The organism is Legionella sp. W10-070, from assembly GCF_900640175.1.
Lineage (GTDB): Bacteria > Pseudomonadota > Gammaproteobacteria > Legionellales > Legionellaceae > Tatlockia.
The window spans coordinates 1-15,261 of the sequence record NZ_CAAAJC010000011.1 but is presented as its reverse complement, the minus strand read 5'-3'; the positions used below and the strand labels follow the sequence as shown (position 1 = coordinate 15,261).

Below are 15,261 nucleotides of genomic sequence, written 5' to 3'. Positions count from 1 at the left end.
GGTTATTACTTAGTAAGAATATCAATCGATAAGTGGGTTTTAATTTTTCTAATCTTTGTTTGATAAGATTTTTCTTACGATAGGTTTAAAGAATGAGATAGGCTTGGAATTATAGTCAGGATCAAAAGAAGGATTATCCCACCTTTCACAGAAGTCAACGACTTCGTTGTACAGGGAATGATTTTTAAACTGCTCCCTTCCATTTTTGTCCAGTCCAATTTTTTCAAAAAAATAATAAGATTGAAATATGCTATGATGCTTTAATATCCAGTAATTTTTTTCTGAAATATACGGTTTCAGCAATGCCGCAGCTACTTCTGCATGGTTATTTACATGGGAAATTTCCATCGTCGCATCATGTAATAAAGCAACCACAACCATCTCATCCTCTGCTCCGTCCAGGTATGCGCGTGTTGCTGTTTGCAAAGAATGCTCATATAAATTAACCGGGAAACCGTCTACGATGTCTTTCTGCTTTTCAAGGAGATACAAAATATTGTCAGCTACATTGCCGGTATATTCCTGCATCTTAGGGAGTAAAAATTTAAAATCCTCAACACTAGCATCCTCCAAATTGGTAAAATCGACTGTATGTGTATTTTTCTTCATGATTCGCTACCTTCTGAAAACAGCGAGCAATTAAACCATAAAAATATTAAAAATCAATAGATTACAATAATTTATATTAATAAATTATTGTAAGTGTCCCCGGTAACACACCTGGTTTTTGGTAAAGAAATCACTCACCTTCCGCAGTTTATGCACAATGTCCATGCTATCTCTATGTTATTGAGATCGGCACAAAATGGGTATTACAAAATATATATTGATTTAAAATTTGATAATTAGATACATCTGATGGCAGTATCAAAAGAAACATCCAGACTAGTGTCTCGTCAAGATTGAGGATACGATGTTCTTATTCCATCAGGGTTTTTGAGCATACTCATGTTAACTCCCCTCCCTGCTGGGCAACATCATTGCTGATAAACCGAATACCCTCTTCGGTAACCACTTTTGAGGCGATGTCTACATGGGGATCTTGTATCCCGGACAGAGGAGGTGCTTTTTGATAAATTTCAGTGACGTTTTTTTCAATGGTTTTACATATTTCTCCAAGAGGTAAATGGCTGAGCTTTGTCTGGCAAAAAGGGTTTTGCAGCTCTACGCCAATTTGATCCAGTGAGAGTAATCCGTAAGCCACTAACCCTGTAACCATCGGACTGATGTAAACTGAATAATTAACCAATGCAATGGGTAAGATAATAAGAAACAAAAGAATAAAACGCCTTGATTTGATGGCCATGACAAAAGGCATCGGCGTTTTTAAAATACGCTCCAGCGCTCCCTGACAATCAATAATTATCTGGCGACATTCCTCTGCCTTTAAATAAGAAAATTGATTGATGTTGTTTTCAGCTAAAAGTTTGGCAAAACAAGCGGCCATGCGTGATGAAATATAGTTAGGTTTATGTTCTATATTCTTTAAAGCTGCGATAGTTGACTTATCCAGCAGATGCTCTACTTCATCAACAGAGGTGTTTAACCGCAAATTATTTTTCATCAGATAAGGCATAGCCGCAATATATTGAATCAATTGTTCAATAGATTTTTCTCGTTTAGAGGGGATGTAGTTGGTAACAATGATGGCCAGGTTTCTGCTGGTATTCACAACTGAGCCCCATAATTTCCGAGCCTCCCACCAGCGGTCGTATCCTGCGTTAATGCGAAAGACCAAAATTAAACCCATTAGCAAACCGGCATACTCAAATGGGCTGATTGGAATAGTTAAGGCCGGTATATATAGGCTAATAACGGAGATAAGAGCGCCGTACAGCACGGCAAAGAGCACCTGTTTCAGGACTTTTGGTGTCACAGAACCATGTATGGCCAGTGCCGAAGCCATAAATCCGGGATATTCATATTGATTTACAATTTTTTTTTCATCATTCATTTAAATGCTTCCTGAAAAAATAAAAACTCAACGATCGTGTGCCAGACGCTGGCGGCGAAGCAGTCGAACAACAAATCCCAAAATTGGGCTGGACTGCACCTATTGTCACAGCACTTTACTGATATCAGCTTAATAATGTTAAATCGACGATTTCTTTAAAATAACGCCTTTAAGAGAACTTTTACCTCCGCAAGTTCAATCTTATCATAGGGCTTTGCTTCATAAGAAGGCTGCCATATGCTGTGGGGCCAGAATGGGTCGCTCTTATAGCGACCAACCACATGAATATGCAACTGCTGCACTATATTTCCCAAAGCAGCCACATTGATTTTAAAAGGATTAAACGATGCTTTTATGTACTCTGATATTCTGGAAATTTCCTGAATAAGTTGATGGCTACTATTTTCACCAAGCTGATGAATTTCATCAATATTCTCAACTCTTGGAATCAGGATGAACCATGGAAAACGTGATTCATCCTTCAAGAAAACACGTGAGAGCGGCCAATCAACCAATTCAAAGCTTGTTGACTGGATTCGTTCATCTACCTTAAAGGACATACACTACAAATAAACTCAGATTTATACGAGAATATTATACTACATCGGTGCACCTTATTGTTACTATTTTTAATCGCAAACGCGCTTGCCCTGAGGAAAATCCTTGTAAAAAATCGAAAACCGGTTAAACATAGCATGATCTATATTAGTCATTAATGGCAGAACCATGAACTCAAAAACCCAAGAACCCTCTGCTGTAAGCCCCAGATTTGCTGGTGCCATTTTTTTTGCTGCCTTTTCATTATTGTTCCTGTTATTTACAAAATATACTTTGTTATCCTTAAGAGACAGTGCCCTTATCCCTCTTTTCCCGTCATTATTGGCTACATTGGCTATTGGTGCTTTGGCAGGCGGCCTGTTTGGTAAAATGCTAGCTAAAAAAAATGGTTGGCTATGGCCGTTTTTTTTAGGTATTTTGATTGCCTGCCTTGCACTGATTCTCCTAAGTTTAATTATATATATCCATTATTACTTCACAGACCCTTCGCTTTTCAGCCGATTCCAACATTGGCAAGACTATTTAATATTTTACGGCGTTATTTTAGCCTCGCTCTTTTTGACTATCGGTCTGTGGCTTTTACCATTAACCGGTTTAGTGGCCATTTATTTTAATAAAAAATTCTGGCCAGGACTTATGGCAATCGTTAAAACCTCTTAATTTAATGGTCTTATGATAACTGATAAAAAAGAACTTCTGACGTTAATGCACGAAGGCGCGACAGTCATTACTCCCAATAATCGTCTCAGTCAGGAACTATTGCGTGATTTTTTTAAGGCAGCCTCTGCAAAAGTCAAGGAAAAACCAATTTGTCTTCCCTATACTGCCTTCCTGATCGACTCTTTTAAAAAATTTTGTTTTCAACATCCAGAGAAATCGCACCCGCTTGTTCTGACCCCCCAACAGTTGCGTTATTTATGGCGCCAGATTCTAACTGGAAAGATGAGCATTAATACTGGCCTGTTAAATGCCGTTGATGAGGCTTGGACACGATGCAATTTATGGCTACTTGACCTGAATCACCCTTCTTTTTCCTATACCTCTCAAACCCGTCAATTTCAACAGTGGGCTTTGCAATTACAACAACAGCTGGTTCAATTGGAAGCCATCACCGACGCTCAATTAGTTCCTTATTTATGCGCTCAAACTACCTCACTGACTGGAACTTTTATTTGGGCATGCTTTGATGATTACACACCCCAACAGAAAAAATTACAGCAATATTTAAATTCTCAAGGGTGTATCATCAGGCATTACGATCTGGCTAAACAAACAGCCAGCCTGTGTCAATATAAAGCAGAGGATGAAGAAAACGAGTATGAGCAACTCATTTTTTGGCTAAAAGAGTGTTTGGCAAAAAATGAGACTTCAATCGGTGTCATTGTTCCTGAGTTAGAAACCAAATCCGCGGCTCTAACGCGTCGATTGCAGCAACATTTTTTACCTGAGGAATTCAATATATCCCTTGGTAAGCCTTTAGCAGATTTTCCCCTGGTGGCTCATGCATTAAACTGGCTTGATTTTGACGATGAAACACTCTCCGCGCACCAGGCTCGCCTTTTACTTCACTCTCCTTATCTTGGTCATTCGCAAACTGAAATGCTTGCCAGAGCCCAGTACATGGAAGACAGTACCCTTCTTCAGGAACTTCGCTTTGAGTACTCCACTTTCATTGAAGAACTGGAAGTTAAAACTCCCAAACTTGCTACTTTATTAAAAAAAATAACCAGCTACCCGCAACAAGCCAGTGTACAAACCTGGATTAGAGAATTTACCGCTCGTTTAAAGGTCTTAGGGTTTCCGGGTGAATACCCGCTTAACTCCTCCACCTATCAATGCTACCAACGCTTTTTACTGTTGTTTGATGAGCTCAAACAACTAGCCCTGATAACCCCTTCCATGAACAAAAAAGAGGCCATTGCTGCCCTTAGAGAATTAGCAGAATCCGCTATTTTTCAGCCTGAAAAATTTCCAGCCCCCATTCAGATTTTAGGGCTGCTTGAAGCATCCGGCTGCACTTTTGAAAGCTTATGGATTATGGGCTTAACTGACCAATGCTTACCAGGAAGCATAAGGCCCTCTGCCTTTATCCCTCTTTCATTACAACAAGAGCAGTCCATGCCCTATACATCTAATGCCAGAGAGCTTGAGCTAGCCGAGAAATCGGTTAACCGTTTTTTCAATTCCAGCCGGCATTGTGTACTAAGTTATCCTCAATTCAGTGGTGACAAACCGAACATGCCCAGCCCTTTCGTTACCAACTTAGCTGAGCTCCCCAGTCAGCAACTTCCTGCAAGCAGCGAAAAGCCCAAACTGGAACCTTTATTGGAAGACTATCTATTACCAATGAGTGACAATGAAAAAATTACTGGAGGAACCAGTATTCTGGCAAACCAGGCTAAATGCCCCTTTCGCGCTTTTTCAGCTCATCGTTTACATGCCAAAGCCACTTCAGATATCACTATGGGGCCAAATGCCAAGGATCGTGGGCAACTGATTCATAAAGTGATGGAATTATTATGGGGTTTCCTAAAAAGCCAGCAACATCTTTTATCATTGAATAGCCAACAATTGGATAATCATATCGAATCCGCTATTAAAAAATCCCTGGAGCCCATTGTTAACCAGCGGAAATTTTCGTTCTCCACCCTCATCCAGGAAGTGGAAATAGAGCGTCTAAAGCGGTTAGTGCATGCCTGCCTTGATTGGGAACGCCAACGCACACCCTTTGAAGTGATAGCACTGGAACAAGATTTCACCGTCCAACTCTCGGGAATAGAATTTCATGTTCGCGTGGATAGAATGGACAAAGTCGAGCAGGGACAAATGTGGGTCATTGATTACAAAAGCAGCATACCACAAAGCACTCCCTGGAATGAGGAGCGCCCCAAAGAACCGCAATTATTATTGTATGCACTTCTGGATGAAACCATCAACACCCTGTTATTTGCCCAGTTAAAAGCCGGTCAATTTGCCTGTAAAGGTTTAAGCGAAGAAAAAACCTCCATTGCAGGAATCAGTGCATTAAAAAAAGATCAAAACTGGTCAGTTTGCCGTGAAAACTGGCGTTCCTTATTAAATGAATTAGCGAATGAATTTACTCAAGGGTACTGTCCACCGCAACCAGGAAACCTGACCATTTGTCGCCAATGCGACCATCAAAATTTATGCCGCCGCTTTGCTATTCATGCCCAAGAGGAATAATATTCAGAATTACAAATATGAATAGGGATGGTCATGAAATTATTAATTGCAGGTGCCTCAGGGTTTATAGGTAACGAACTGGTTAAATCGCTACTTCCTGAGCATGAAATTACGGTATTAGGCCGTTCTAAAGAAAAGCTTCAACACCAGTTCACAGAGAAAGTCAGGAGCAGCAGCTGGGAAGAATTACCGCGTTTAGACGCCAAGTCCTATGATGCAGTTTTCAATCTCTGCGGGCGCAACATTGCCGCCTCCCGCTGGAATGAGCAGGTAAAAAAATTAATCGTGGATTCTCGCGTAAAGACAACAGCCAATCTGGTAAACTGGGCTCTTGCCCAAGATGCAAAGCCTCATTTTTATAGCGCAAATGCTGTAGGCATCTACGGGATACAAGAAAAAGAAGACCCAAGCACCTGGGATGAAGACAGCCCTATTGACTTTGACCACCCTCATGATTTCCTTAGTGAAATTGGCATCCAATGGCAACAGGCATTGCAACCCGCCGTGGAACAGGGATTGAGCGTGACTATCACCCGTTTTGGCGTTGTCTTGAAAAAAGGCCAGGGTATGTTAAAAAAACTAACCCCTGCTTTTAATCTCGGACTTGGCAGTGTCATTGGTGATGGCAAGCAAATGATTTCCTGGGTTCATATTGAAGATGTTATCGGGGCGATACGATTTTTGCTTGATCATCCAGAGCTAACCGGCGCCTTTAACCTCACAGCACCTAACCCTGTAACCCAGGCCGAATTTGCACGTACTCTGGCAACAGCGATGCATCGGCCTTTATTATTAAAGACACCAGCCTTTATCATCCGCATGCTGTTTGGTGAAATGGGCGAATATTTGCTCCTGGAGGGCCAACGAGTCATACCGAAACGATTGCCTGAAGCAGGATACCAATTCCGCTACCCGCAACTTAATGCAGCATTAAAGAAAGAATTTATCTAAGCCTGGATACAGGGCCAAAGCAAAGTACATCCATCTATCTGAAATCCTGGGTTACGGTCCTTTAGCCCTGAACCCAGGCTACTAATTTATCCAACCACTGAGTATTCAAGCAGGAAGCAGGGTTAAAAACTGTGCGGAGAATAGACACATCCACTTTGAATATTATCCAGATCAGTCTCTGTCAGCTCCTCATGATTATTTCTGGTGGGGGATGATGATATATTAAAATCAGAAAATAAAGGCCATTCGACTTCATAATCTGCTCTGGAGTTAAATTCCATCATCTCCTCCATTTCAAATCCTGTATCAGAAGAAAATTTTTCAGGTCTTTCACTATCAATGGAATCAGGGGAATTCGCCATTGCCAATAAAGGTTTTTTCTGATCTATACTCTTTTTTAGATTGGTTGCATAGGCCTGAAGCTCTGAGGGTAACTTGGGTATAAATTCATCAAGATCAAGAAACACTGCTTCTCTCGTTTTTTTCAGATAACACCGAGCCTCTTCCTGATCATAATAGTTGTCCATTTGACGACTAATATTGCTAATAATTGATATGACTCCGTTATAGTATTTGTCGATTAATTTCCTAAGGACACCCTGATCAGGGACGTGAAAACGAAGATGATTTTTATGATTTAAATGCGCCTTGATTCCTTTATAAGCTGGAACCACCTGATCATTCCAAAACTCATTATATCGATCTTCAAAATCGGCAAATTTCATATGAATTCCTGTGATTAATTAATTTCCCTGAAGCATTTTAACCAGGGAAAATTAAGTCAACATTAAATTAATATAAAAATTAATCAGTTTGATGTATTTTTGCGAAGCCATTTTATAACACCTCAGGCTCTGCTAAAGTCAAACGCCAAGGTCTTTGCTATTGATAACTGTTTTAATGCCAACGCTAAAAGCCGTTCAATCCCTAAAGCAATACCACTACAGGCCGGTAATCCGGATTCCAATGCCTGCAGCAGGTATTCATCCGCAATCGGCAGGCTCAATCCCTTTTGCTGGCGAATAGCTAAATCCTGCTGAAAACGTGCTGCTTGAGCACCTGCATCAGTTAACTCATGAAAACCATTAGCAAGCTCAATACCTTTAAAATAAATTTCAAAGCGCTCTGCAACGCCCTGATTAATTCTTGCCAGGGCAGCCTGTGAAGGAGGAAAATTATATACTGCTACCGGGACTGCTTCTTCAGCAAGTGCAGGTTCCACAATATGGCTCATAAGCAAAAACAAATATTGATCAATATCCTGTTCGTCAGCGGGAAGAACGTTATCCAGTTGATAGTGCTTGAGGATGTTTTGTAACTCCTCTACTGTAGGGGAGAAAGGATCAACATTGCAGATTTCAACAAAGACTTGTTGATAGGTTTTTCTCATCATTGGCTGACATTCTAAAACCTGCTGCAGCAAAGCATCCACTTCATCCATCAGTTGATGATGGTCAATACCTACCTGATACCATTCAAGCATTGTAAATTCAGGATTATGCCATCTGCCTAACTCATCATCACGAAAAACACGGGCTAACTGAAATATCGGACCGCTGCCTGCAGCAAGCAGACGCTTCATATGGTACTCAGGTGAGGTTTGTAAGTAGTAAGTTTCATCGCGGAAAATTGCCTTGATATTGGCAAGATAGACATCAGTAGTACCAAAACGGGCCATAAGTGGCGTTTCAACTTCCAGGTAATTGCGTTGATTAAAAAATTGCCGAATCTGGGCAATAACGCGGGCACGTTGACGCAAGGTTTCTAACGAAGCTGAAGGTTGCCAATTTAATTCATTCATGGAGAGCTTACTATGAAGGTTATTATTCACCGAGCACTAGGTTCTGGGCACTTATCGCTACCTAATAAAAGATTCCCAACTCAAGCCGTGCAGCCTCAGTCATCCGTTCCTGGGTCCAGGGCGGATCCCAGACAAGTTCAACGGTGCAATCGCTAACCCCTTCAACCTGATTGACCGCTTGTTCAACCGTGCCGGGAAACGTTTGTGCTACAGGACAGCCCGGCGTGGTCAACGTCATTTGCAGATGAACGTGTTGTTCCTCATTAATAGCAATGTCGTAAATTAATCCCAAATCGTAAATATTAACAGGTATCTCCGGGTCAAAAACCGTTCTTAGTCCTGCAACGATTTTTTCCTTTAATGCCTCATTATCCTGCTTCTTTTTTAACCCAAACATAATTACTCCGTGCTTATCATTTCCACTGAGTTTTTAAGTGCAGCCTCCAGGGTATGCCAAGCCAAGGTGGCGCATTTAACCCGTGCTGGATAAGCTTTCACACCAGCAAGTACAGCAAGCTTATCCAGGGAAACAGGCCCTTCTTCTTCACTGGTCAGCATGGCATGAAAACGTTTGAATAATTGGTGCGCCTCATCCGTTGTTTTATATTGCAGCGCTTCAGTCATTAATGAGGCTGAAGCTTGGGAAATGGCACAGCCACAACCCACAAAGCTGATATCACTGAGCCTTTCACCTTCAAGCTTTAAATAAACGGTCAGTTTATCACCACATAAAGGATTAAATCCTTTCGCTTTTGTAGTAGCGTCTTCCATAACATGGTGGTTTCGCGGATTACGGTTATGGTCGATAATGATTTCCTGATAAAGCTCTCGCAATTCCATCATGCAAATACCTCTTTAACTTTATGAAGCGCCTGAATACAGCGATCGATTTCTTCTTTAGTATTATAGAATGATAAGGAAATACGGCTGGTTGCCGCCACGCCAAAAAAATCCATTAACGGCATCGCACAATGATGGCCACTACGAATAGCTATCCCGGCACTATCCAAAATAGTACCAATATCATGCGCATGAATTTTACCATGCACAAAAGAAATGATAGGCACTTTCTGCCTGGCAGTTCCGACAATATTAAAACCTTTCACCGATTGCACAGCAAGCGTAGCATAATCTAACAAATGAGCCTCATAAGCCGCTATTGCGTCCATATCCAAAGACCACAAATAATCAATAGCAGCTCCCAGGCCGATGACACCGGCAATATTGGGAGTGCCGGCCTCAAACTTATAGGGAAGGGAAGCATACTCAGTGGCTTCCAAAGTGACATAATTAATCATCTCACCACCACCCTGATAAGGAACCATATCATCCAGTAATTTCTCTCTCCCCCATAGCACGCCAATACCGGTTGGCCCATACATTTTATGGCTGGAAAACGCGTAAAAATCACAACCCAGATCTTGAACATCAACAGGCAGATGAGCCGTAGACTGGGCACCATCCAGCAACACCAATGCGCCATGCGCATGCGCCATCTCAATCATTTTTTTAACCGGGTTAATCGTGCCCAATGCATTGGAAACATAGTTGATGGCAACAAACTTGGTATTTTCGTTTAAGCTATTTTTAAATTCTTCCAGCAATACTTCGCCATCTACTGAAATTGGTGCAACTTTAAGATGGGCACCCGTTTTCTTACAAACCATTTGCCAGGGGACAATATTGGCATGATGTTCCATATGGGTAATTAAAATTTCTTCACCCGGCCGTATCCTTGGAGCAACAAAACTCTGGGCTACCAGATTAATCCCTTCGGTTGTGCCGCGTACAAAGATGCATTCTCTCGTAGATTTAGCATTAATGAACCGTTGAACCTTATTGCGGACGGCTTCAAACTGTTGGGTTGCCCGCACACTGATGGCATGGACCCCGCGATGAACATTGGCATTATCATGCTCATAATAATGAGTTATTGCCTCAATCACTGATTTTGGTTTTTGCGTCGTCGCTGCATTGTCTAAATAGGTCAATGGATAATCATTAACTTTTTGTCCAAGCACTGGAAAATCATGACGAATCGCTTCCAGATCCAGTGATTCAATCAAAGCCGTTGCCGTACTCATATCTGTCACCCTAACTGCTGACTTAATAATGTTCCCATCCAGTCAGCAAGTGTAGGATGAGGAACAAGACGTAAATTATCGGCTGCAAAAGCATGGAGTAAATAGCTGCGCGCCTCCTGCCTGTCAATTCCACGTGTGGCTAAATAAAACAAGGCTTCTTCATCCAATTGCCCTACAGTCGCCCCATGACTACAAATCACATCATCGGCAAAAATTTCCAATTGGGGTTTGGTATCAACCTCAGCCAGGGCTGATAGCAGCAAATTCTTGTTTTGTTGTTTCGCTTGCGTATGTTGGGCATTCCTGGCGACTATCACTTTGCCATTGAATACTGCCCGCGAACGCCCTGTTAAAATGCCCTTGTAATCTTGAGCGCTTTGGCAATCAGGAACTAAATGATGTACTGTCGTATGATGATCGATATGCTGCCCTTCTCCAGGCGCATAAATACCATTCATAAGACATTGAGCAGCTTCTTCTTCCAAGGATAAACTAATATCACTACGTACCAGCCTGCCTCCCAGACTGAGGGAGTGACTGTTAAACTGGCTCGCTTTTGCCTGCTTCACAGAAATCTGGCCGATATGATAGGCCGCTTTTCCCTCACGCTGAATTTTATAATGGGTAATTTGTGCATTGGCTGCTGCAAATACCTCTGTAACGGTATTGGTGAAATAATGACACTCTTCTGCACCTCGGTAGTCTTCAATAATTGTCGCCTGACTTCCTGCCTCAGCAATGATTAAGTGACGGCTATGAACTGCTTGCTCCTTATCCTGCCAATGGGAAAGGACAACAGGTTCTGCAATCGAAACACCCGCCGGAATATAGATTAATACCCCGGTATGTAAAAGCGCTGTATTCAATGCATGAAAACCATGCTCATGCTTCAACAATTTATCAAGATAAGGTCTTATTTTTATTTCATGTTGTTTTAATGCATCAAATAAAGGCTGGATAATAACGCCTGCAGGCAACTCTCTGGCAAGCGTGTCCGCCCCTGAAACCTCGCCATTTTGAATAAGAATTTGTCGACTTACCGGTATGTCAGAATTAACCGCTGTTTTATTCTTTTGGCCATCCGCTGGCTCGAATGGTTGTTTCAATAATGTATCAACTGAAGTATATTTCCAGTCTTCATCATGACGGTTTGGAAAACCGTAGCAAGTTAGCTCATGCAAGCCCTTTTGCTGTATTTCAGCGACCCAGGGAATATCCGACAATCGCTGCCGGGCTTGCTTTTGGTAAAAACTAAGAAGCTCGCTCATGCCTGCTCCATCTCCTCAAGCCAACTGTAACCTTTTTCTTCCAGCTTAAGAGCCAGTGACTTGTCTCCTGATTTAATAATACGGCCGCCGGCTAAAACATGAATAAAATCAGGCTCGATGTAATCTAAAAGCCGTTGATAGTGGGTAACCAGAATAATGGCGCGCTCAGGAGAACGCATTGCATTGACGCCTTGAGAAATAATACGCAAGGCATCAATATCCAACCCTGAATCAGTCTCATCCAGGATGGCAAGCCTTGGCTCAAGTGCCAACATTTGTAAAATTTCATTCCGTTTTTTTTCACCGCCAGAGAACCCTTCATTAATGCTGCGGTATAAAAAGCTTTCATCCATATCCAATAACTGGCATTTCTCACGGATGAAACTTAAAAATTCAATGGCGTCCAATGTCTTTTTATCTTGCCCCTTGCGCACCGCATTAACCGATGCCTTCAGGAAATTAATATTAGTCACACCCGGGATTTCTACCGGATATTGAAAGGACATAAAAATTCCTTCTTGAGCGCGTTCCTCAGGGGCTAATGGCAATAAATCCTGGTCCAGATAATCGATAGAGCCACTGGTTACCTCGTAGGCCGGATGGCCTGCCAATACTTTTGACAAAGTGCTCTTACCAGAACCATTGGGCCCCATGATAGCATGTACTTCCCCAGGTTTTACCTGCAGGTTGATACCTTTCAAAATAGGTTGTGCTTTAATTGCTACATTTAATTCGTTGATTGTTAACATATTAACCGACTGCCCCTTCCAAACTAATACCTAATAACTTAGTGGCTTCTACCGCAAACTCCATAGGCAATTCCTTTAGCACCTGTTTACAAAAGCCATTGACGATCATAGACACCGCATCCTCTGTCTCTATACCACGCTGCTGACAATAAAATAACTGCTCTTCGCTAATTTTTGAGGTAGTCGCCTCATGCTCTACCTGTGCCGTTGGGTTTTTAACTTCGATATAGGGAAAGGTATGGGCTGAACACTCATCCCCCATTAACATCGAGTCGCACTGGGTGTAGTTACGTGCGTTGGTTGCGGTAGGTGCAATACGCACTAATCCGCGATAAGCATTATGGGCGCGACCCGCACTGATTCCCTTGGAAATAATGGTAGAGCGGGTATTTTTCCCCAAATGGATCATTTTGGTTCCCGTATCCGCCTGCTGGTAATTGTTAGTCAGCGCTACAGAATAAAATTCACCCACTGAGTCATCACCCTGCAAAATAACACTGGGGTATTTCCAGGTTATCGCTGAACCTGTTTCAATCTGAGTCCAGGAAATTTTTGAACGTTTGCCCCGGCATGCCCCGCGCTTGGTGACAAAGTTGTAAATACCGCCCTTCCCTTCCTTATCGCCTGGATACCAATTTTGTACTGTCGAGTATTTAATTTGAGCTCCATCCAAAGCAACCAGTTCGACAACTGCTGCATGAAGCTGGTTCTCATCACGCATGGGAGCCGTACAACCCTCCAGATAAGAGACATAACTATCCGCATCGGCAATAATCAACGTTCGCTCAAACTGTCCTGTTGATGCCGCATTAATACGGAAATAAGTGGATAGTTCCATCGGACAGCGCACACCTTTGGGGATATAAACAAAGGAGCCATCACTAAATACAGCGGAATTCAATGCAGCATAAAAATTATCCCGATAGGGTACTACTGAACCCAGGTATTGGCGCAATAGTTCAGGGTATTGATGCACCGCCTCGGAAAATGGACAAAAAATAACGCCAACTTCCGCTAATTTGGCTTTAAAGGTAGTGGCAACTGAAACGCTGTCAAAAACCGCATCCACAGCAACACCGGCAAGCATTTCCTGCTCTCTTAAAGGGATTCCCAGCTTTTCATAAGTCCTTAATAGTTCAGGATCGACTTCATCAAGACTTTGGGGTGCGTCTTTTTTACTTTTAGGTGCGGAATAATAAGAGATAGCCTGGTAATCAACAGGCGGATAATGTACGCTGGCCCATTCAGGGTGAGCCATCGTTTGCCAATATTCAAACGCCTTTAAGCGCCATTCCAGTAAAAACTCAGGCTCGCCTTTCACAGCAGACAAACGCCTGATAGTTTCTTCGTTAAGACCGGGCTCAAAGGTTTCTACCTCAATATCAGTAACAAAACCATGTTGATATTCCCTTTCAAGGAGGGAATTAATTTGTTCATTGCTTTTAGCCATGACGAACTCCACTTGCCAACTGCCTGATTCGATCGATATCCACTGCCTGAAGTGATGGTTTAGCCAGTAGCTCTAAACTTACGCTATCCAGAGCAGTCTCTATGGCCTGGCTTATTAAACGCCAATTGCCCTGCACATGGCAAACACCCTGCAAAGAGCATTCATTGGGCTGTAAACTACATTCTGTTAACCCGCGCTGTTCTTCCAGTGCATAAATAATTTGAGCAACTGAAATCTCAGCGGCAGGCCGCTGCAAACGATAACCGCCTGTTACGCCTCTTACGGAGGTTAACAACCCGGCTACAGTTAAACGTTTTAAGATCTTGCTGACTGTGGGGACAGTAAGGTGGGTATGTCCTGCAATATCCCGGGCATTGCAAAGCGCCTGCGAATGTTTGGCAAGGTACACCATTACAATTGTTCCATAATCAGCCAGTTTGCTGATGCGCAGCATAACACCCCCACATCAAATAATCTAGTACCAAATAAGTCTTATTTACCATCTAAATATAGTACTAATTTAGTTCTATTTAAAGCAAAAGACGAATGATACTCTATTTTTAAAGAATTAAGCAATCCATTGTAACATGAGGCAGCTTCGCTGCCTCAAAAGAAAAGGGGTTAAGAGGTTAAGGGGTAAAAGCCCGGACACACCTAGCCCGAAGAAGGTTGAACTTATTAACGCCGTCCTGGAAGCCATTGCCGAAATTCTGGATCCAGGCGTTGTTCGTAGGATTGCCGGAAGACTCGGTAGAACTCCAGTAGTTGACACCGGCAAATCCGCCCAAATTATTCGTATGCAACGTTACATATAAGTTGGGGTTGGTAGCACCACAGCCAGCATCATAACCTGAACCTACAAATCGTCCCAACTCGCAAATCGCCGGCATGAACCAGTCAGTAAAGCCACCGTCAGATAAATCTTCACAGAGTTGGGCGGCAACGGGTGGGGTTAAGCCCGCGGCAATGATGCGAGCCGTGTTACACTCTCCATTGTTCCTGCCATCGCAGGAGCCTGGGCCGGGGATGGAGGTCTCGCTGATGCCGTCTACCAGTACATTTGGGCCCCATCTGACTCCTGTTGACTGGTCACTCAATGCCGCCACTTTCCCACCGATACTTCCGGTATTGGGAGTAGCATCATCGACAGAAAACAAAAACCCACCCTGATAGATACAGCCGTATCCTAATACCAGAACATTGATATCTGTGGAAGACGCATTATCAGCACTGACTGTGACC

At 42.6% G+C, this 15,261-nt stretch carries 16 protein-coding genes; 3 read left to right on the top strand and 13 right to left on the bottom strand.

What is annotated here, in order from left to right; all coding sequences use genetic code 11:
* Positions 1-48 precede the first annotated feature (48 nt).
* The 3 genes from E1O65_RS06255 to E1O65_RS06245 all read right to left on the bottom strand — a co-directional run bounded on the left by E1O65_RS06255 (position 49) and on the right by E1O65_RS06245 (position 2,514).
* The gene (locus E1O65_RS06255; protein ID WP_133132742.1) at positions 49-609 is read right to left on the bottom strand and encodes a phosphohydrolase; all 561 of its coding nucleotides are present in this window, start codon (positions 607-609) and stop codon (positions 49-51) included.
* A gap of 337 nt (positions 610-946) precedes the next feature.
* Positions 947-1,954, bottom strand: a complete 1,008-nt coding sequence (locus tag E1O65_RS06250) for a bestrophin family ion channel (protein ID WP_133132741.1) — start codon at positions 1,952-1,954, stop codon at positions 947-949.
* Positions 1,955-2,109: 155 nt separating this feature from the next.
* A complete protein-coding gene (locus tag E1O65_RS06245; protein ID WP_133132740.1) occupies positions 2,110-2,514 on the bottom strand; it encodes an HIT domain-containing protein in 405 nt (134 codons plus the stop codon).
* A 166-nt stretch (positions 2,515-2,680) separates the two neighbouring features.
* On the opposite strand from E1O65_RS06245, the gene E1O65_RS06240 reads away from it, so the two are divergent.
* From E1O65_RS06240 to E1O65_RS06230, 3 genes are read left to right on the top strand one after another with little or no spacing between them, the layout of a single operon-like run.
* On the top strand, positions 2,681-3,172 hold the full coding sequence (locus E1O65_RS06240; protein ID WP_133132739.1) for a hypothetical protein: 492 nt from the start codon (positions 2,681-2,683) through the stop codon (positions 3,170-3,172).
* Between the two features lie 12 nt (positions 3,173-3,184).
* Complete coding sequence (locus tag E1O65_RS06235; RefSeq protein ID WP_133132738.1) at positions 3,185-5,716, top strand: PD-(D/E)XK nuclease family protein; 2,532 nt, start codon at positions 3,185-3,187, stop codon at positions 5,714-5,716.
* A gap of 33 nt (positions 5,717-5,749) precedes the next feature.
* On the top strand, positions 5,750-6,667 hold the full coding sequence (locus tag E1O65_RS06230) for a TIGR01777 family oxidoreductase (RefSeq protein ID WP_133132737.1): 918 nt from the start codon (positions 5,750-5,752) through the stop codon (positions 6,665-6,667).
* Positions 6,668-6,789: 122 nt separating this feature from the next.
* On the opposite strand, the gene E1O65_RS06225 is transcribed toward E1O65_RS06230, so the two are convergent.
* The 10 genes from E1O65_RS06225 to E1O65_RS06180 all read right to left on the bottom strand — a co-directional run.
* Positions 6,790-7,392, bottom strand: coding sequence for a hypothetical protein (locus E1O65_RS06225; RefSeq protein ID WP_133132736.1), 603 nt, complete (start codon positions 7,390-7,392; stop codon positions 6,790-6,792).
* Between the two features lie 122 nt (positions 7,393-7,514).
* Complete coding sequence (gene epmA, locus E1O65_RS06220; protein WP_133132735.1) at positions 7,515-8,468, bottom strand: elongation factor P--(R)-beta-lysine ligase; 954 nt, start codon at positions 8,466-8,468, stop codon at positions 7,515-7,517.
* A gap of 61 nt (positions 8,469-8,529) precedes the next feature.
* Positions 8,530-8,865, bottom strand: coding sequence for an SUF system Fe-S cluster assembly protein (locus E1O65_RS06215; RefSeq protein WP_133132734.1), 336 nt, complete (start codon positions 8,863-8,865; stop codon positions 8,530-8,532).
* A gap of 2 nt (positions 8,866-8,867) precedes the next feature.
* On the bottom strand, positions 8,868-9,311 hold the full coding sequence (gene sufU, locus E1O65_RS06210) for a Fe-S cluster assembly sulfur transfer protein SufU (protein WP_133132733.1): 444 nt from the start codon (positions 9,309-9,311) through the stop codon (positions 8,868-8,870).
* Positions 9,308-10,552: a cysteine desulfurase gene (locus E1O65_RS06205; RefSeq protein WP_133132732.1), complete on the bottom strand. Its 1,245-nt coding sequence runs from the start codon at positions 10,550-10,552 to the stop codon at positions 9,308-9,310. The genes sufU and E1O65_RS06205 overlap by 4 nt, the downstream gene beginning before the upstream one ends.
* 5 nt (positions 10,553-10,557) lie before the next feature.
* Entirely contained in the window at positions 10,558-11,820 is a 1,263-nt protein-coding gene (gene sufD / locus E1O65_RS06200; RefSeq protein WP_133132731.1) for a Fe-S cluster assembly protein SufD, read from the bottom strand.
* Positions 11,817-12,569: a Fe-S cluster assembly ATPase SufC gene (gene sufC / locus E1O65_RS06195; RefSeq protein ID WP_133132730.1), complete on the bottom strand. Its 753-nt coding sequence runs from the start codon at positions 12,567-12,569 to the stop codon at positions 11,817-11,819. Before sufC ends, sufD begins: the two co-directional genes overlap by 4 nt.
* Position 12,570: 1 nt before the next feature.
* Positions 12,571-14,019: a Fe-S cluster assembly protein SufB gene (gene sufB, locus E1O65_RS06190; RefSeq protein WP_133132729.1), complete on the bottom strand. Its 1,449-nt coding sequence runs from the start codon at positions 14,017-14,019 to the stop codon at positions 12,571-12,573.
* Positions 14,012-14,473 (bottom strand): SUF system Fe-S cluster assembly regulator, encoded by a 462-nt coding sequence (locus tag E1O65_RS06185; RefSeq protein WP_133132728.1) that lies wholly within the window; start codon positions 14,471-14,473, stop codon positions 14,012-14,014. The genes sufB and E1O65_RS06185 overlap by 8 nt, the downstream gene beginning before the upstream one ends.
* 175 nt (positions 14,474-14,648) lie before the next feature.
* Positions 14,649-15,261 (bottom strand): DUF1566 domain-containing protein (locus tag E1O65_RS06180; RefSeq protein ID WP_133132727.1); only part of this gene is annotated, 613 nt, incomplete at its 5' end.